Annotated in this window: 18 protein-coding genes and 1 tRNA gene; 11 read left to right on the plus strand and 8 right to left on the minus strand. The window is 70.7% G+C overall.

Annotated elements, in window-relative coordinates; translation table 11 throughout:
- Positions 1–75 precede the first annotated feature (75 nt).
- A complete protein-coding gene (locus ME121_RS13680; RefSeq protein ID WP_012317065.1) occupies positions 76–1,509 on the plus strand; it encodes a glutamate synthase subunit beta in 1,434 nt (477 codons plus the stop codon).
- Positions 1,510–1,533: 24 nt separating this feature from the next.
- Here ME121_RS13680 and ME121_RS13685 read toward each other — a convergent pair whose 3' ends face one another.
- From ME121_RS13685 to galE, 3 genes are all read right to left on the minus strand, one after another.
- A complete protein-coding gene (locus ME121_RS13685) occupies positions 1,534–2,964 on the minus strand; it encodes an SGNH/GDSL hydrolase family protein (RefSeq protein WP_029359140.1) in 1,431 nt (476 codons plus the stop codon).
- Positions 2,965–3,051: 87 nt separating this feature from the next.
- The gene (locus tag ME121_RS13690) at positions 3,052–4,242 is read right to left on the minus strand and encodes a lytic murein transglycosylase (protein WP_059409009.1); all 1,191 of its coding nucleotides are present in this window, start codon (positions 4,240–4,242) and stop codon (positions 3,052–3,054) included.
- A gap of 4 nt (positions 4,243–4,246) precedes the next feature.
- Positions 4,247–5,239, minus strand: coding sequence for a UDP-glucose 4-epimerase GalE (galE, locus tag ME121_RS13695; protein ID WP_012317068.1), 993 nt, complete (start codon positions 5,237–5,239; stop codon positions 4,247–4,249).
- A gap of 171 nt (positions 5,240–5,410) precedes the next feature.
- Here galE and galU point away from each other — a divergent pair, with 171 nt between their 5' ends.
- Positions 5,411–6,280 (plus strand): UTP--glucose-1-phosphate uridylyltransferase GalU, encoded by an 870-nt coding sequence (galU, locus tag ME121_RS13700; protein WP_024827903.1) that lies wholly within the window; start codon positions 5,411–5,413, stop codon positions 6,278–6,280.
- Between the two features lie 391 nt (positions 6,281–6,671).
- On the opposite strand, the gene ME121_RS13705 is transcribed toward galU, so the two are convergent.
- Positions 6,672–7,574, minus strand: a complete 903-nt coding sequence (locus ME121_RS13705; RefSeq protein WP_012317070.1) for an N-formylglutamate amidohydrolase — start codon at positions 7,572–7,574, stop codon at positions 6,672–6,674.
- A gap of 206 nt (positions 7,575–7,780) precedes the next feature.
- Here ME121_RS13705 and cpdR point away from each other — a divergent pair, with 206 nt between their 5' ends.
- From cpdR to ME121_RS13725, 4 genes are all read left to right on the plus strand, one after another.
- Positions 7,781–8,137 (plus strand): cell cycle two-component system response regulator CpdR, encoded by a 357-nt coding sequence (gene cpdR / locus ME121_RS13710; protein ID WP_003603128.1) that lies wholly within the window; start codon positions 7,781–7,783, stop codon positions 8,135–8,137.
- Between the two features lie 114 nt (positions 8,138–8,251).
- Positions 8,252–8,521, plus strand: a complete 270-nt coding sequence (gene grxC, locus ME121_RS13715) for a glutaredoxin 3 (protein ID WP_012317071.1) — start codon at positions 8,252–8,254, stop codon at positions 8,519–8,521.
- Positions 8,514–9,371: a carbon-nitrogen hydrolase family protein gene (locus ME121_RS13720; RefSeq protein ID WP_012317072.1), complete on the plus strand. Its 858-nt coding sequence runs from the start codon at positions 8,514–8,516 to the stop codon at positions 9,369–9,371. The genes grxC and ME121_RS13720 overlap by 8 nt, the downstream gene beginning before the upstream one ends.
- Before the next feature lie 20 nt (positions 9,372–9,391).
- Positions 9,392–9,844, plus strand: a complete 453-nt coding sequence (locus ME121_RS13725; protein WP_012317073.1) for a DUF1178 family protein — start codon at positions 9,392–9,394, stop codon at positions 9,842–9,844.
- A gap of 23 nt (positions 9,845–9,867) precedes the next feature.
- Here ME121_RS13725 and ME121_RS13730 read toward each other — a convergent pair whose 3' ends face one another.
- Positions 9,868–10,356 (minus strand): disulfide bond formation protein B, encoded by a 489-nt coding sequence (locus ME121_RS13730; protein WP_012317074.1) that lies wholly within the window; start codon positions 10,354–10,356, stop codon positions 9,868–9,870.
- Positions 10,357–10,358: 2 nt separating this feature from the next.
- Positions 10,359–10,940, minus strand: coding sequence for a YqaA family protein (locus tag ME121_RS13735; RefSeq protein ID WP_012317075.1), 582 nt, complete (start codon positions 10,938–10,940; stop codon positions 10,359–10,361).
- Positions 10,941–11,066: 126 nt separating this feature from the next.
- Between ME121_RS13735 and ME121_RS13740 the strand changes: the two genes are divergently transcribed.
- From ME121_RS13740 to ME121_RS13755, 5 genes are all read left to right on the plus strand, one after another.
- Positions 11,067–11,151: transfer RNA gene (locus tag ME121_RS13740), tRNA-Leu, on the plus strand.
- Between the two features lie 211 nt (positions 11,152–11,362).
- Positions 11,363–12,265: an NAD(P)/FAD-dependent oxidoreductase gene (locus tag ME121_RS13745; protein ID WP_059409016.1), complete on the plus strand. Its 903-nt coding sequence runs from the start codon at positions 11,363–11,365 to the stop codon at positions 12,263–12,265.
- Positions 12,262–13,182: a histone deacetylase family protein gene (locus tag ME121_RS13750; RefSeq protein WP_179239926.1), complete on the plus strand. Its 921-nt coding sequence runs from the start codon at positions 12,262–12,264 to the stop codon at positions 13,180–13,182. The genes ME121_RS13745 and ME121_RS13750 overlap by 4 nt, the downstream gene beginning before the upstream one ends.
- A 184-nt stretch (positions 13,183–13,366) precedes the next feature.
- The gene (locus tag ME121_RS33635; RefSeq protein ID WP_012317078.1) at positions 13,367–13,540 is read left to right on the plus strand and encodes a hypothetical protein; all 174 of its coding nucleotides are present in this window, start codon (positions 13,367–13,369) and stop codon (positions 13,538–13,540) included.
- Positions 13,541–13,683: 143 nt separating this feature from the next.
- On the plus strand, positions 13,684–13,926 hold the full coding sequence (locus ME121_RS13755; RefSeq protein WP_012317079.1) for a hypothetical protein: 243 nt from the start codon (positions 13,684–13,686) through the stop codon (positions 13,924–13,926).
- Between the two features lie 136 nt (positions 13,927–14,062).
- Here ME121_RS13755 and ME121_RS13760 read toward each other — a convergent pair whose 3' ends face one another.
- Both ME121_RS13760 and ME121_RS13765 read right to left on the minus strand, forming a co-directional pair.
- Positions 14,063–14,698, minus strand: coding sequence for a 2-dehydro-3-deoxy-6-phosphogalactonate aldolase (locus ME121_RS13760; RefSeq protein ID WP_029359143.1), 636 nt, complete (start codon positions 14,696–14,698; stop codon positions 14,063–14,065).
- Positions 14,695–15,573: a 2-dehydro-3-deoxygalactonokinase gene (locus ME121_RS13765; protein ID WP_059409010.1), complete on the minus strand. Its 879-nt coding sequence runs from the start codon at positions 15,571–15,573 to the stop codon at positions 14,695–14,697. The genes ME121_RS13760 and ME121_RS13765 overlap by 4 nt, the downstream gene beginning before the upstream one ends.
- Positions 15,574–15,633: the final 60 nt, after the last annotated feature.

The raw sequence follows: 15,633 nt of genomic DNA on the forward strand, positions 1-15,633 counted from the left end.
CGCCCGGTCACGCACTGACACGAGACGACGACGCGGGCAGCGCAGTCAGAGACTGGCCGGCCCAGGGGCTGACCAATGGGCAAGATCACAGGCTTCCTCGAGTTCGACCGGCAGGAGCAGAAGTACCAGCTCGCTGCCGACCGGGTCCGGCACTTCCGCGAGTTCACGCTGCCGCTCGATGAGCACGACCTGACGAAACAGGCCGCCCGCTGCATGGATTGCGGCATCCCGTTCTGCCACGGGCCGACGGGCTGCCCGGTCCACAACCAGATCCCGGACTGGAACGACCTCGTGTTCCAGTCGGATTGGGAGGAGGCGTCCCGCAACCTCCACTCCACGAACAATTTCCCGGAGTTTACCGGCCGCGTCTGCCCCGCGCCCTGCGAGGAGGCCTGCACGCTGAACCTCGAGAACCAGCCGGTCGCCATCAAGACGATCGAGCAGGCGATCGCCGACCGGGCGTGGAACATGGGCTGGGTGAAGCCCGAGCCGGCGCAGGCCCGCACCGGCAAGCGCGTCGCGATCGTGGGCTCCGGCCCCGCCGGGATGGCGGCGGCCCAGCAGCTCGCCCGTGCCGGGCACGACGTCCACGTGTTCGAGCGCGAGCCGAAGGCGGGCGGCCTGCTCCGCTACGGCATCCCGGACTTCAAGATGGAGAAGCGCCACATCGACCGGCGCGTGCGCCAGATGGAGGCCGAGGGCGTCGTCTTCCACTACAACCAGAACATCGGCGTGACGAAGTCGGTGGACGAGCTCAAGGCCGAGTTCGACGCCGTGATGTTCTGCGGCGGCGCCGAGGATCCCCGCAACCCGCAGCTGCCCGGCCAGGACCTCGAGGGCGTGCACTACGCGATGCCCTACCTCGTCCAGTCCAATCGGCGCGTGAGCGCCGAGCCGATGCGCGGCAACGGCGAGCAGCCGATCCTGGCCTCGGGCAAGAACGTGGTCGTCATCGGCGGCGGCGACACCGCCTCCGACTGCGTCGGCACCGCCTTCCGCCAGGGGGCGCTGTCGGTGACGCAGCTCGACATCCGCCCGCGCCCGCCCGAGCGGGAGGACAAGCTCACCGTGTGGCCCTACTGGCCGACCAAGATGCGGACCTCGTCGAGCCAGGCCGAGGGTGCGGAGCGCGAGTTCCAGGCCGCGACCCTGCGGCTCGAGGGCAACAAGAAGGGCCAGCTCACCGGCGTGGTCTGCGCCCGGGTCGATGCCAAGCGCCAGCCGATCGCCGGGACAGAGTTTGTGCTGCCCGCCGACCTCGTCTTCATGGCGATCGGCTTCGCCGGCTCGGTGCAGAAGGGGCTCCTCGAGCAATCCGGGATCGGCGTCAGCAAGCGCGGCAATGTCGAGGCGAACGAGGAGGACTACCGCACCTCGGACGCGAAGATTTGGGCCGCGGGCGATATGCGGCGCGGCCAGTCCCTGGTGGTCTGGGCAATCCGCGAGGGACGTCAGGCGGCGCGCGCCATCGACGAGACCCTGATGGGCGCCAGCGTCCTGCCGCGCTGAGGGCGCACGGAGGATCCACCCGGCTTAGCCGGGCGGCCAGCGGAAATCGTCGGCGCGGCCGGGCTGCGGCATCGGTGCGTTGCCGCGCAGCAGCGTCCGCTCCACGGTCCCGGAATTGTCGGGGTCGCGCGGCCGTCCGTTGAGCAGCGCGCCGCCGGGCGACACCTCGCTCCGGCTCAGCGGCACCACGGGGCCGGCCGCGGGCTTCACCGGAAGCGCCGGCACGCCGGGCGGCTCGGGCAGGCTCGGCAGCATCGCGGTGATCTGACGATCGATCGCCGCGGTGTCGGTGGCCGGCGCGGTGCCGTCGAGGCTGGGCCCGGGGGTCGAGGACGGCGCGGTCGGCGCCACGGTCGCGGTCGGCGACGGCTCGGTCGTGCCCGGCACCGCGCCCATCAGCCGCTTCAGCTCGACATCGGCGAAGTGGGCGAGCTTCCGGTCGCCCGCTTTGGTGAAATGCACGCCGTCCGCGGTGCGGAGCTTGGCGATCTGGCCCTCCGGATCCGGGCCCGACGCGGCGTACCGGTCCCGGTCGTCGACGAAGCCCGGCCAGATGTCGACGTAGGTCCCGCCGGCCTTGCCGACGGTGTCGCGGACAATGTCGTTCAGGGACGCGAGATCCCGGCTGAGCGTCTCGCTCTGGACGGGCGGCAACCCGACCCAGATCAGCGGGATCTTGCGGTCGGTGAAGACCTTCACGAGCGCCTCCACCCGCGCGCGGTAGAGCGCGCGCCAGCGGTCCGTGAGAGGCTCGGCCGTCTCGTCGCCCTCGCGGATCGGCTGTCGGTCGTTCGCGCCCATCATCACCAGGGCGTAGCGCACCTTCCCGTTGCTCTGGAGGTAGTCTTGCGCGACCTTCGGCCAGTCGACGACGTCCTTGCGCACCAGACCGCTGTCGCCCTTCGCGCGGTCGATCACGGCGACGTCGGCATTGTCCTCGAACACGTCGTCGAGGCCCTTGGCGAGGTGGTCGGCCAGGGAATCACCGAAGACGGCGATCTGGACGTTCGGCTCGGTCTTGGCGACCGCGGGTTTCGGCGGCGTCGGTGCCCGGGCCGGACGGACCCGCCGTTTCACCGCGGGGGCCGGTCGCTGCGCCTCGCCGGTCGCGTAGGGATTGCGCTGGCGCGGCGCCCGGTAGGTGCGCTCCGGCTGCGGCGCCACCGGCTGCGGCCTGTCCTCCCAGGGCCAGTAGAACTGGCGCGGCGCCTCCTGCTGCGGCGCGTAACGGGGCTGACGCCCGTACGTCCCGTCGTCGCGGTAATAGGCGTCCCGCGGCCGCCGACGCGGCGGTGCCTCGTAGTAGGTGCCGCCCTGCTGCTGCTGGTAACTGTCGCCCCATTGCGCGCGGGCCGGACCGCCGATGGCCGCCAGCCCCGCCAGCCCCAGCAGGGCTGCGAGCCCGAGGAGCAGCGGACGCTCCGAGTGACGCCGACGAGCGAGGACCATGCGCATTCCGTACGCTTCACGCCGAACCGGACCCGTTCGGAACGCGGCCACTATAGGCGGAAGCAGCACGCGGGTCTAAACCTCTCGACGGGCTCAGCGTCGCGGTGCCGCCTTGCCGGTGACGCGGTCGAGCAGGGCCGGCGTGGCGTAGCCGTCGGCCGGCAATCCGGCGCTGATCTGGTAGCGCCGCACCGCCTCGCGCAGCTTCGGGCCGGCCCGTCCATCCGTCGGCCCGTCGTAGAAGCCGGCCGCCGCGAGGCCGGTTTGCAGGGCGCGGAGGCCCGGCCCGTCGAGGCGGGCGCCGGCGGCTGGCCAAGGCGCGGCCAGCGGCGGACCGCCGGCGAGTCGGTCTGCGAGGTGTCCCACCGCCAGCGCGTAGGAATCCGAGGTGTTGTAGCCTCGGATCACCTCGAAGTTGTCGGTGATCAGGAAGACCGGCGCCCCCAGGCCACCGGGCAGGAACAGGCTGGCACGTCCGGTCCCCGGCAGCGGCTTCCCGTCGGTGCGGCGAACGCCTCGCTCGGCGAAGCTGCCGAGATCGCCCGCGTAGCGGCTCAGGTCGAAGTCCTTCGGCAGGAGCACCTCGTAGCCCCAAGAGAGCGCCGGATTCCAGCCGAGATCCTTGAGGTAGGCCGCGATCGATGCCAGCGAGTCCGGCTCGCTGGTCCAGATGTCGCGGCGGCCGTCGCCGTCGAAGTCGACCGCGTGGGCCAGGTAGGTGGAGGGCAGGAACTGCACCTGACCCATCGCGCCGGCCCAGCTGCCGCTCATCCGGTCCGGCGCGATGTCGCCGCGCTGCAGGATCGTGAGCGCGGCCAGGAGCTCGTCGCGGAACAGGCCGCCGCGGTGCCGCGCCTCGGCGAGCGTCGCCAGCGCCCGGACCGTCGGAACGCTGCCCGCGCTCGCTCCGAAGTCCGATTCGACGCCCCAGAACGCCATCGCCATCCGCCCCGGAACGCCGTAGCGGCCCTCGATTGCCGTCAGGGTCGACGCGAGGGCCGCCGCACGGGCGCGTCCGCGCGCGATGCGGCCGGCCGAGACCGCGCCGACGAGGTACTCCCAGACCGGCCGGACGAACTCGCTTTGGCGGCGGGTGCGCGCCAGAATGCCGGCATCGGGTCCCGTGATCCCGCGAAACGCCGCGTCGAAAGTCGCCGCGGTGACACCCCGCGCCGCCGCGTCCGGACGCAGGGCCTCGATGAACGCCCGGAAGGCGTCCTCGGCGCGGGCCTCCCCGGTGGCGAGGGACGCCGCCGCGGCCAGAAACCATCGGCGGGAGAGCATCCGGTCAGATCCGATTGCGCTTCTCCAGGCGCTGTTCCCAGGCGAGCGCCTGGTCGACGATGGCGTCGAGGTCGTCGTGCCGGGGCTGCCACCCCAGGCGCTCGCGGATGCGCGCCGCCTCGGCGACGATCTGGGCCGGATCGCCGGCTCGGCGCGGGCACAGGCGCACCTCGAAATCGCGGCCGGAGATCCGCTTCACGACCTCGACCACCTCGAGCACCGAGTAGCCGCGCCCGTAGCCGCAGTTCAGCGTCAGGCTCTCGCCGCCGGAGCGCAGGTGGTCGAGGGCGAGGCGATGCGCCTCGGCGAGGTCCGACACCTGGATGTAGTCGCGCAGGCACGACCCGTCCGGGGTCGGGTAGTCGGTCCCGAAGACGTCGAGCCGGGCGCGCTGTCCGAGCGCCGCCTGGGTGGCCACCTTGATGAGGTGTGTGGCATTCGGCGTCGACTGGCCGGACCGCCCCTCCGGATCTGCGCCGGCGACGTTGAAGTAGCGCAGGACCACGTAGGAGAAGCCGTGCGCCGCGGCGGCGTCGGCGATCATCCACTCGCTCATCAGCTTCGAGCGGCCGTAGGGGTTGATCGGGTTGAGCGGCAGATCCTCGGGAACCGGCGTGACGTCGGGCTCGCCGTAGACGGCCGCGGTCGAGGAGAAGATCACGTGCTTGACGCCGGCGCGTACCGCGGCCTCGATCAGCGAGCGGGTCTTCACCGTGTTGGCCAGGTAGTAGCCCAGGGGATCGGCTACGGAATCGGGCACGACGATCTTGGCGGCGAAATGGGCCAGGGCGTCGATGCGGTGCTGGAGGATCGTCTGCGTCACGAGGGCTTGGTCGGCCACGTCGCCGACGACGAGCTTCACGCCCTCCGGGACCGCCCAGTCGAAACCGGTGGACAGATCGTCCAGGACGACGACCTCCTCATGGCCGGCGTCGAGGAGCGCCAGCACCATGTGGCTGCCGATGTAGCCGGCACCACCCGTCACCAGAACCGCCATCTCACCCCCTCTGCCCCCACCCCGGCACCGGCATACGCTTTTGCAGACGGGAAATTTACGCCCCGCCACCTCATACTATCGACGTACATGCTTGCGACGGCTCGCGTTAAGCTATCTCACTGACCGCACAGCTGACCACGTCGTTCCATCCAGTTCCGGGGTTACCGCTCGATGAAACCGATCCGCAAGGCCGTCCTCCCCGTCGCGGGCCTCGGCACGCGCTTCCTGCCCGCCACCAAGGCGGTCCCGAAGGAGATGCTCACGGTCGTCGACCGGCCGGTGGTGCAGCACGTCGTCGACGAGGCCCGCGCGGCGGGGATCGAGCACTTCATATTCGTCACTGGCCGCGGCAAGGCGGTCATCGAGGACCACTTCGACATCGCGTTCGAACTGGACCACACCCTGCAGGAGCGGGGGAAGACGGCCGCCTATGAGGAGCTCAAGAAGGACCTGCCGAAGGCCGGCCAGACCAGCTTCACCCGCCAGCAGGCGCCGCTCGGCCTCGGCCACGCGGTGTGGTGTGCCCGCGAGATCGTCGGCGACGAGCCGTTCGCGGTGCTGCTCCCCGACATGCTGAGCCGCGGCTGCATGCAGCAGATGCTGGCCGCCTACGATCGCCACGGCGGCAACATCATCGCGGTCGAGGAGGTGGCTCCCGAGGAGACGCACCAGTACGGCATCGTCAGCGTCGGCGAGACCTACGGCCAGTCGTTCCAGATCACCGGGATGGTCGAGAAGCCCAAGCAGGGCACGGCACCGTCGAACTTCATCATCTCCGGGCGCTACATCCTGCAGCCCGAGATCTTCGGGATCCTGGAGCACGGCAAGAAGGGCGCGGGCGGCGAGATCCAGCTCACCGACGCCATGATCGACCTGATGGCGACGCAGGCGTTCTTCGGCATGCGCTACGAGGGCCGGACCTACGACACCGGCTCGAAGCTCGGCTTCCTCACGGCGAACCTCGCCTACGCCCTGGAGCGGAACGATCTCGCGGGTCCCCTGCGGGCCGAGATCGAGAAGCTGCTGAAGCATCACGGCTGATCGGCACGCCGGGCGCAGGTCCGACGATTGCGGGCCCGCCGCCGGCACGTTCCGGCGACAGCTCCGACGGTTCGGAACCCCGGTCGCCGGCCGCGGCGGTCAGGGTTCTTCACTATCGATCGAAAGATCAGCCCGCTCTTCGCGGCGTTGGGGGCGACGCTCACGGCGAACGCGGTTCAGGTATGCGCGCAGTGCGGCCGGTCCGGACGTTTTGCGCTTGCTTCTTGTGCGGCGCACTTTAATTTGTGCGTTGCGAGATCGCGATGGCGTCGCGGTCTCGTTGCCCTTCTTGGGCGTTTCCTCCCTAGACTTCGGGCCGCTCCTTCGGGAGTGGCCTTTTTTCTGTCCGGTACAGCGTCACTCTTCTCTAGGAGCGGGTGGGCCGGGACCGCTATTCCGCGGCCATTTGGCGAGGGACCAGCTCGTCGAGCTCCCTGGCGACGTCGGTGATGACAGCGCGCAGGGCTTCGACCAGGCCCGGGAATCCGGCCGTCGTCGCGAGGCTGGCCTCGTTCATGTAGAGGCCCCGGTTCACCTCGATCTGGAGCGCGTGGCGGTCGAGGTTCGGCTCGCCGTAATGCTCCGTGATGAAGCCGCCGGCGTAGGGCTTGTTGCGCACCACGCGGAAACCCCGCGCCCGGAACGCAGCCTCGAACCCGTCGATCAGGACGGGGGCGCACGCCGTTCCGTAGCGGTCGCCCAGGACTACGTCCGCCTTCATGTCTGGATCGCGGCCCAGGCTCGAGGACGGCATCGAGTGGCAGTCGACGAGCATGCAGTGGCCGTGGGTGCGCGCCGTGCGCTGGACCAGTCCGCGCAGCGCGCGGTGATACGGCTTGTACAGATTCTCAATCCGGGCGGTCGCCTCGGCGACCGGCAGGCGGCGGGCGTAGATCTCCTGGCCGTCGGCGACGACTCGCGGCACCGTCCCGAGGCCACCGGCGACGCGCATCGACCGGGTATTGGCGAAGGGTGGAAGACGCCCCTCGAACATGCGCGGGTCCAGCTCGTAGGGCTCGCGGTTCACGTCGAGGAAGGCGCGGGGGAAGTTGGCACGCAGGAGCGGCGCCCCCAACTCGACGACCGACGCGAACAGGCGCTCGACGTGGGCGTCCTCGGAGCGGCGCAGGGTCAGCGCGTCGAGCCGCGAGGCCGCGATGAAGTCGGGGGGGTAGACGGCCCCGGAATGACCGGTATTGAAGACGAAAGGCAGGGTGTGCGCCGCGGGCTCGTCGACCGCGAAGGCCGGGGCAAATCCGAAGGCGTCTGGCTGTACCGGTTCGGTTGCAGTCATCGGCTGTTGGGCACCCCAGCGGTTGAACGAGGACGGCAGGCGCTCACTGTGGTGCGCGAACGATCGCCTGTCCACTCCGCACCGGCGGCTGACGCAGTCGCCCGGGAGACACGCGGCGCCGGCTGCGCGCTCCATCCTAACACCTTGTTTACCATCGCCTCCCTTTATGGGATCAACTTCTCGACTCGAAGGCTCGGATCCGGCCGATGAAAATCCTGCTGGCGGAAGACGACAACGATATGCGCCGGTTTCTGGCCAAGGCGCTGCAGAACGCGGGCTATGATGTCCTGTCCTTCGACAACGGCCTCTCCGCCTACAACCGGCTGCGCGAGGAGCCGTTCGAGCTGCTGCTGACCGATATCGTGATGCCCGAGATGGACGGCATCGAGCTGGCCCGCCGCGCCACCGAACTCGATCCCGACATCAAGGTGATGTTCATCACCGGCTTCGCGGCCGTCGCCCTCAACCCGGATTCGAAGGCCCCGAAGGACGCCAAGGTCCTGTCGAAGCCCTTCCACCTCCGCGATCTCGTGAACGAGGTCGAGAAGCTCCTGGCCGCCTGATCCTGCCCGCGCGTCGCCGACGGCGCGCGCGTTGCCCTGTGACCACAGGGGCATAGGCAAGCCGCGCCCCGCGCTCCTATATGTCGGGCGTTCACGGGCGGGGCGACGATCGCGATGCAGCCGGTCACAATCTACACCACGGCTTGGTGTCCCTACTGCTCGGCGGCCAAGAGCCTGCTGAAGGAGAAGGGCGCGGCCTTCCAGGAGATCGACGTCGAGCGCGTTCAGGGCGCCCGGACCGCGATGGTCGAGCGCGCCGGCGGCCGCACCAGCGTTCCCCAGATCTTCATCGGCGCCACGCATGTCGGCGGCTGTGACGACCTCTACGCCCTGGACCGGGCCGGCAAGCTCGACCCGCTGCTCAAGGACACGGCCGATGCCTGAGTCCCGCTTCACGGCGGCCTGCGTGCAGATGCGGTCGGGGCGGGACCCGGTCGCCAACCGCGACGCGGCCGTGGCGGGCGTGCGCGAGGCGGCGGCCCGGGGCGCCGCCTACGTGCAGACCCCCGAGATGACCTCCCTGGTCGAGCGGAGCCGCGAGCGCCTGTTCGCGCACGTCACCACCGAGGAGGAGGACCAAACCCTGGCGGCGCTCCGCGAGGCCGCGCGTCAGACCGGGACACTCGTCCAGATCGGCTCGATCGCGGTCAAGTCCGGCGACAAGATCGCCAACCGCGCCTACCTGATCGGCGCCGACGGCGAGATCCTGGCGTCGTACGACAAGCTGCATCTCTTCGACGTCGACCTGCCGAGCGGCGAGCGCTGGCGGGAATCGGCGACCTATTCCGGGGGCGCCTGCGCGGTGCTCGCCGAGACGCCTTGGGCCACGCTCGGCCTGACGATCTGCTACGACATCCGTTTCCCGGCCCTGTACCGTGCCCTCGCCGAGGCGGGCGCCGACGTTCTGACGGCCCCCGCCTGCTTCACCCGGCAGACTGGCGAGGCTCACTGGCACGTGCTCCAGCGGGCCCGGGCCATCGAGACCGGCGCCTTCGTGATCTCTGCGGCGCAGGGCGGACAGCATGAGGACGGGCGCGAGACCTACGGGCACTCGCTGATCGTCGATCCCTGGGGCCGCGTCCTCGCCGATGCCGGCGGGGCGGAGCCCGGGATCATCCTGGCGGAAATCGACCTCGCGCAGGTCGCCGAGGCCCGCGCCCGCATCCCCGCGCTGCAGCACGCCCGGCCGTTCACCGTCGACCGCGTGGGTCCGCGCGTTCAGGCCGCGCAATAGGCACCCCAGCAAGCAACAGAATGATCCGGTACAGTCTCGTCTGCGACACCGGGCACGGCTTCGAGAGCTGGTTCCCGTCCTCCGATTCCTACGACACCCAGGTCGCACGCGGCCTCGTGACGTGTCCGGTCTGCGACAGCGCCAAGGTCAGCAAGGCCCTGATGGTGCCGAGCGTCGCCCGCACGGATCGGGACCGCGCGCCCGCGCCGGTTCCCAGGGCGGACGCACCCGTGACCATGGTCGCCGAGCCGGAGCGTCAGATGCGGGCGATGCTGCGCGCGTTCCGGGAGCACGTCGTGGCGAATTCCGAGCATGTCGGGGCGCGCTTTCCCGAGGAAGCGCGCAAGATCCACTACGGCGAGGCGGAGGGGCGTTCGATCTACGGCGAGGCGAGCCCCGCGGAGGCGCGCGCCCTGATCGACGAGGGCATCGAGGTGGCGGCGATCCCGATCCTGCCCGACGACCGGAACTGAGCGGTTCCGCCGGCCGGGACGCGTCAGGGACGCAGGGCGGCGGTCCCCGCGAACGAGGCCAGCACGGCCGAGATCACGGCGCTCCAGCCGGCGAGCGACACGCCCAGCACCCGGAGCGCGGCCACCGAGCAGTCGACGACCTTCGTGGTCTGCAGGCTGTTGAGGAAGTCGCCGATCTGACCCGGATTGGCGCCGGTGCCGCCGCCGCAATCGGCGGGTCCGGGCCAGAAGCCCCATTCCGCGCCGGCGTGGTAGACCCCGATCCCGGCCCCGTAGAGGAGGCCGAGAGCGGCGAGCCCGAGGGCGATCCGCGCCAGACGCTCCGGCAGGAACAGGGCCAGCAGGCCCAGCGGTACGGCGGCGTAGTAGGGCAGACGCTCGGTCAGGCAGAGCTTGCACGGCGCGTAGCCGTATCCGTACTGGAGCACGAGCGCGGCCCCGACCGTGAGGGCGGAGGCGATCGCGAGCCAGAGGCCAGCGGTCTTGAGGCGCAGGGCAGCCGCCGTGTTCATCGCTACAGGATTACCTTAAAGAGCAGGAAGCCGAGGACGATGACGGCGACGGAGATCGCCGCGACCGCGTTCAGGTGTCGGTCGAGCACGCCGCGGATCTGCACACCGTAGCGCCCGAGCAATCCGGCGAGAATGAAGAAGCGGGCGCCGCGGGTCACGATCGACAGGATCGTGAACCAGAACAGGCTGTAGTGCGCGAAGCCCGACGTGATCGTGACGAGCTTGTAGGGGATCGGCGTGAGTCCCTTCAGCAGGATCACCCAGTGGCCGTAGCGCGCGTAGGAATCCTGGAACGTCGCGGCCGAGTTCTGCAGGCCGTAGAGGCGGATGAGCCACTCGCCGACGGAGTCGAACAGCAGGGCCCCGATGGCGTAGCCGACGAGGCCGCCGAGGACCGAGGCGACCGTCGTGATCGTGGCGTAGAGCCAGACCCGGTCCGGCCGGGCAACCGCCATCGGCACCAGCATCACGTCCGGCGGAACCGGGAAGAAGGAGCTTTCTGCGAAGGCCACGGCGCCGAGCGCGTAGGGCGCGGACGGCCGGTCACTGAGGGCCAGGATCCACGCGTAGAGCCGGCGGAGCATTCAAGGTCCCGATTTGAGCGATCGGCCGCCCTTTGAGCATAGGTGCGAGACCTTGGCCAGATCGACGACCCGCGCAAAAACAACACTTGGCCGGAGCTGCCGACCTATGCGAAGAGCCCCTGGCACGCGGGTATGGCGGAATTGGTAGACGCGGGCGACTCAAAATCGCCAGCCGCAAGGCGTGGGGGTTCGATTCCCTCTACCCGCACCAGAGCGCCACCGATCGACGCGGGACGCTGTCGGACTTCTCGACCGGATCCGCGTCGCGACGCATCGATCGATCCGTCGTGCGGCGCGATTCCGTCGCTCTGACGTCGCGCATCGCGTCCTCTATCTTCGCCGCCGCGCGGTCGTCAGGGCCGTTCGGCGAGGCGGGGCAGGGCGTGAACCAGCACGGAATTGTCGCGGTCCTCGGCGCCGGCATGGCCGGCGCGGCCGCAGCGCGCCGGCTCTCTCAGGCAGGGCTCCGCGTCCAGGTCCTCGATAAAGGGCGCGGGGTCGGGGGGCGCATGGCGACCCGGCGGGCCGGTGACATGCAGTTCGATCATGGCGCGCAGTTCATGCGGGCGCGCGGTCCCGCCTTCGCGGCTCAGCTCGAATGCTGGGCGCAGCGGGGCATCGTCAAGCCCTGGGCCGGCGCCGACCGGTATGTGGGTGTGCCCGGTATGACCGAGCCCGTCCACGCCCTGCTCAGGGGGCTTCCGGTCTCGAGCGCCACGACCGTCGTGCGGCTTCGACGCGCGGGCCCGCGCTGGCACGTCGAGGACGCGTCCGGCACCGTCCACGGCCCGTTCGACGGCATCGCGATCACCTTCCCGGCCCCTCAGGTCGCGACGCTGCTCGACGCGTCGGGTGTCGCCTTGCCCGGCATCGGCCGCGCCTCCTACGCGCCTTGCTGGTCCCTCATGGTGGCAACGGACGCGTCGCCGCCGGATGTCCTGATCGAGCCCCGGACAGATCCGATCGGCCTGATCGCGCACGATGCCTCGAAGCCCGGGCGACCTGCCGGTTGCCGGCTGACGGTGCACGCGACGCCGGAATGGTCCCGCCGACACCTCGAGGCCGCGCGCGAGGCGGTCGTCGCCGAACTTCTCGAGGCGGCCGAGGACGTTCTCGGTACCGGGCTCCGGCCGTCGCACGCGGAGGCGCATCGCTGGCGCTACGCCCAGGTCGAGACGGCGCTCCAGAAGCCCTGCCTGTACGATCCGGACCTGCGCGTCGGCGCGGCCGGGGATTGGTGCCTCGGAGCCCGGATCGAGGCGGCCTACGACAGCGGCGAGGCGCTGGCCCGGGGCCTCATGGCCGATCTGGGCTGCCCCGCGTGATTCCGCCGATCACCTTTCACCCGGCCTACGAGGCGCCGCTCCCGTCCGGCCACCGCTTCCCGATGCGCAAGTACGGTCTGCTCGCCGAGACGCTGGTCGCCAAGGGCCTGGCACCCCTGGGCTTCGTCACGCCGGAGCCGGCCAGCGCGGACATCCTGCTGCGCGCGCACGATCCCGCCTACGTGGACGCGGTGCTCGCCTGCGATGTCGGCCGCGAGATCGAACGGGCCATCGGCCTGCCGGTCGACGCCGCCCTGGTCCGTCGCTCGCGCGCGTCGGTGGGCGGCACACTCCTGGCCGGGCGCCTCGCCCTCGCGGAAGGGCTGGCGGGCAGCGCCGCCGGCGGCAGCCACCACGCGCGGCGCCAGCAGGGCGCCGGCTTCTGCGTGCTGAACGATGTCGCGGTGGCGGCCCGCACCCTCCAGGCCGAAGGTCTGGTCCGGCGCGTCCTCGTGGTGGATCTGGACGTGCATCAGGGCGATGGGACCGCGGATTGCCTCGCGCTCAGTCCCGACCTGTTCACGCTCTCGATCCATTGCGAGAACAATTATCCCGCCCAGAAGATCGCCGGCGACCTCGACATCGGTCTGCCCGACCGGCTCGACGATGCCGGCTACCTCGATGTCCTGCGCGCCCGACTGCCGCCGCTCCTCGACGCGTTCGCGCCGGATCTCGTCTTCTACAATGCGGGCGTCGATCCCCATCGCGACGACCGCCTCGGCCGTCTCTGCCTCACCGATGACGGCCTGCTCGCCCGCGATCGGTTCGTCGTGGCCCAGGCTCGTGCCCGCGGGATCGCCCTCGCCGCGGTGATCGGCGGCGGTTACACGCACGATGTCGATGCCCTGGCGCGACGCCACGCCCTGGTCTTCGAGGCTCTGGCCGCCGAGGCGGCCGCGGAGTCGACGGTCGGGTGAGACCCCGCGCCTGGCGCCTGCGTGAGATGTGGAGTGAGACCTGATTGCATCACGCGATGGTCGATATGCAGTCTCCGGCTCCGCGAGAAAGGTTTTGGGAAGGGCTGCGTTCGAGGATGCAGGTCGGGCGGATAGATGAGGCGGATCCGCCGCTCGCATTCGATGACGCCGTTGAGGTTCGACCATGCTGGCGCGGGTCTGGGATGTGGTGAAGGCGACGCTGGCAGTGTCGGCCCTGATCGCTGCCGCGCTCGTCTCGGCGGACAAGCTCGATCGTCAGAAAACACAGGCGGTCGTCGGCGCAGCTTTGGTCGAGCCCGCGACGACCGGAGCGATCCTACCGGCCGGACGGCCTTGAGGGTGCCGGTCCCGGGCCGCTGGCGACGCCCTGCGTCAGATTGAAACAAGCGCGACGGGATATCTTCTCCGGCCTCGGCGTTCTCGCCGGACGCCGAGGCTTGGCCGCTCGCTGCACCCGATCCGCTCAGGAGACCTACCGCGATGAAATCTGCCCCCTTCGCTCTGGTCGCCGTCCTCGTCGGCGCGTCACCGACGCTGGCGGAGACGAGCGCCGACCGGGCTGCCTGCACGCCGGACGTGATGCGCCTGTGCGCGGCACAGATCCCGAACGCGGGAGCGATCACCCTCTGCCTGCGCGAGAAGCGGGGGGCGCTGAGCGGTGCCTGCCGGACGGTCGTCGACCGGTCCGAGCGGCCGGCACGCGAGATCGCGAATCGCCGATAGCGCGGCGCCTCTCCTGCCGGCGACGTGGCCGACCGCGACCGGTTATCACTGATCCTTCGATAGACCCGTCGCGCAGGCGTGTTCGGGCGGCTGCGACCGTACGAGCCGACCTTCGGGCGGACAGCCGACCGTGTTCTCAGATCGAGCGCTCGAACGCCGCCACGTAGGTCGCGGCGTCGCGGGCGACGTCGGCCGCCGCTTTGCCGGGCCGGTACAGATTGGACCCGAGCCCGAATCCGTCGGCACCCGCCTGCCGCCAGCCCGCGATGCTCTCGGGCATCACCCCGCCGACGGCCAGGACCCGCGTGTCCGGCGGCAGGACCGCGCGATGCGCCTTGAGCGCCAGCGGCGTCGCGACGTCCGCCGGAAACAGTTTCAGCGCGGTGGCGCCGGCCGCCAGGGCCGCGAAGGCCTCGGTGGGGGTCTGATAGCCCGGTAGCGAGACGAGTCCCGCCGCGACCGTCGCGCCGATGACGGCCGGATCGACGTTCGGCGACACCACGAGGGTCCCGCCGGCGGCGGCGACCTCGCCGATCTGCGACGGGGTCAGGACCGTGCCGGCCCCGACCAGCGCCCGCCCGTGCAGGCGCTCGGCGAGCACGGCGATGCTCCGCAGCGGGTCGGGCGAGTTGAGGGGCACCTCGACGAGGGTGAACCCGGCTCCGACCAGGGCCTCGCCGACATCCGGTGCCTCGTCCGGCGTGAGGCCTCGCAGGATCGCGACGAGCGGGCAGGCCACGAAGGCCGCCTCGAACCGCTCGAGGATCGTCATGCCCGCAGACTCCAGATGGCGTGGATACCGGCCGTGGTTGAACCGTCGGGGACGATCACCGGATCCCCATTCGCTTCGGTGATGGCGGCCGCGTAGAGCGCCGCGAGGTGGCCGCCGCCCAGCAGGTGGACCGGGCGCCGCTGCAGGTCGTCCCGGGTGCCGAGATCGGCGCCGATCAGGATGCCGCTGGCATGGGCGGCGGCATCGCCGGGCCCGAGCCGTTCGAGCAGCAGGCCCGAGCGGACCTCGAACAGGGTAGCGGCGAGGTTCCGGGACGCGAGACCGCGGCGGACGCCCGCGCGGAAGCTCGTCCCGTCCTCGACGGCGCCGTCGAGGGTTCCCGCCAGGATGCCGCGTGTCCGGAGGAGGGCGAAGAATTCCCCGGTCATCACGGTGGTGAAATCGGTGATGGCCCCGTCGACCGTCTCGATCCACTTGTTGTGCGTGCCGGGCTGGCAGAACAGGGCCGTCGCGGGCGCCGCCCCCGCTCCGATCGCTCCGAAGACCTGGATCTCCTCGCCCCGCATGACGTCGGGACGCGCACCGTCCCGCAGGGCCACCCCCGGAACGATCCGGACGTCGGGGGCGGGCTCCAGGCAGGCATCGACCAGGGCGGCCAGGGTCGCCGGCGCGGCCACGTAGGGCGCCGCCTGCCAGCCGCGGTTGGAGCCGACCATGCCGACGGCGATGATGGGAAGCGCCCCGAACCGCGCGCGCAGGGCCGCGATCTCCCCCGGATACGCGTCGGGCGTCAGGGCAAGGATGCCGCGGTCGTCGCCCAAACTGTCGAGGACGGTTCCCGCTTCCGACATGGCGAAGGCCCGCCGGTTCGTCGTGCCCCAGTCGACGGCGATGTAGGCCGCGCGACCGACCATGCTGAAATCCCTCTAACGACCATGGTCTCGAATTGTCTGAGTTAAGTGGGACCCGCGGCG

It is taken from the genome of Methylobacterium sp. ME121 (assembly GCF_000974725.1).
Taxonomy (GTDB): domain Bacteria; phylum Pseudomonadota; class Alphaproteobacteria; order Rhizobiales; family Beijerinckiaceae; genus Methylobacterium; species Methylobacterium radiotolerans.

What these genes read in the sequence shown, in the direction of transcription:
- ME121_RS13680 (WP_012317065.1), top strand. Translation starts at nt 76, where the DNA reads ATGGGCAAGATCACAGGCTTCCTCGAGTTCGACCGGCAGGAGCAGAAG.
- ME121_RS13685 (WP_029359140.1), bottom strand. Translation starts at nt 2,964, where the DNA reads ATGCGCATGGTCCTCGCTCGTCGGCGTCACTCGGAGCGTCCGCTGCTC.
- ME121_RS13690 (WP_059409009.1), bottom strand. Translation starts at nt 4,242, where the DNA reads ATGCTCTCCCGCCGATGGTTTCTGGCCGCGGCGGCGTCCCTCGCCACC.
- galE (WP_012317068.1), bottom strand. Translation starts at nt 5,239, where the DNA reads ATGGCGGTTCTGGTGACGGGTGGTGCCGGCTACATCGGCAGCCACATG.
- galU (WP_024827903.1), top strand. Translation starts at nt 5,411, where the DNA reads ATGAAACCGATCCGCAAGGCCGTCCTCCCCGTCGCGGGCCTCGGCACG.
- ME121_RS13705 (WP_012317070.1), bottom strand. Translation starts at nt 7,574, where the DNA reads ATGACTGCAACCGAACCGGTACAGCCAGACGCCTTCGGATTTGCCCCG.
- cpdR (WP_003603128.1), top strand. Translation starts at nt 7,781, where the DNA reads ATGAAAATCCTGCTGGCGGAAGACGACAACGATATGCGCCGGTTTCTG.
- grxC (WP_012317071.1), top strand. Translation starts at nt 8,252, where the DNA reads ATGCAGCCGGTCACAATCTACACCACGGCTTGGTGTCCCTACTGCTCG.
- ME121_RS13720 (WP_012317072.1), top strand. Translation starts at nt 8,514, where the DNA reads ATGCCTGAGTCCCGCTTCACGGCGGCCTGCGTGCAGATGCGGTCGGGG.
- ME121_RS13725 (WP_012317073.1), top strand. Translation starts at nt 9,392, where the DNA reads ATGATCCGGTACAGTCTCGTCTGCGACACCGGGCACGGCTTCGAGAGC.
- ME121_RS13730 (WP_012317074.1), bottom strand. Translation starts at nt 10,356, where the DNA reads ATGAACACGGCGGCTGCCCTGCGCCTCAAGACCGCTGGCCTCTGGCTC.
- ME121_RS13735 (WP_012317075.1), bottom strand. Translation starts at nt 10,940, where the DNA reads ATGCTCCGCCGGCTCTACGCGTGGATCCTGGCCCTCAGTGACCGGCCG.
- ME121_RS13745 (WP_059409016.1), top strand. Translation starts at nt 11,363, where the DNA reads ATGGCCGGCGCGGCCGCAGCGCGCCGGCTCTCTCAGGCAGGGCTCCGC.
- ME121_RS33635 (WP_012317078.1), top strand. Translation starts at nt 13,367, where the DNA reads ATGCTGGCGCGGGTCTGGGATGTGGTGAAGGCGACGCTGGCAGTGTCG.
- ME121_RS13755 (WP_012317079.1), top strand. Translation starts at nt 13,684, where the DNA reads ATGAAATCTGCCCCCTTCGCTCTGGTCGCCGTCCTCGTCGGCGCGTCA.
- ME121_RS13760 (WP_029359143.1), bottom strand. Translation starts at nt 14,698, where the DNA reads ATGACGATCCTCGAGCGGTTCGAGGCGGCCTTCGTGGCCTGCCCGCTC.
- ME121_RS13765 (WP_059409010.1), bottom strand. Translation starts at nt 15,573, where the DNA reads ATGGTCGGTCGCGCGGCCTACATCGCCGTCGACTGGGGCACGACGAAC.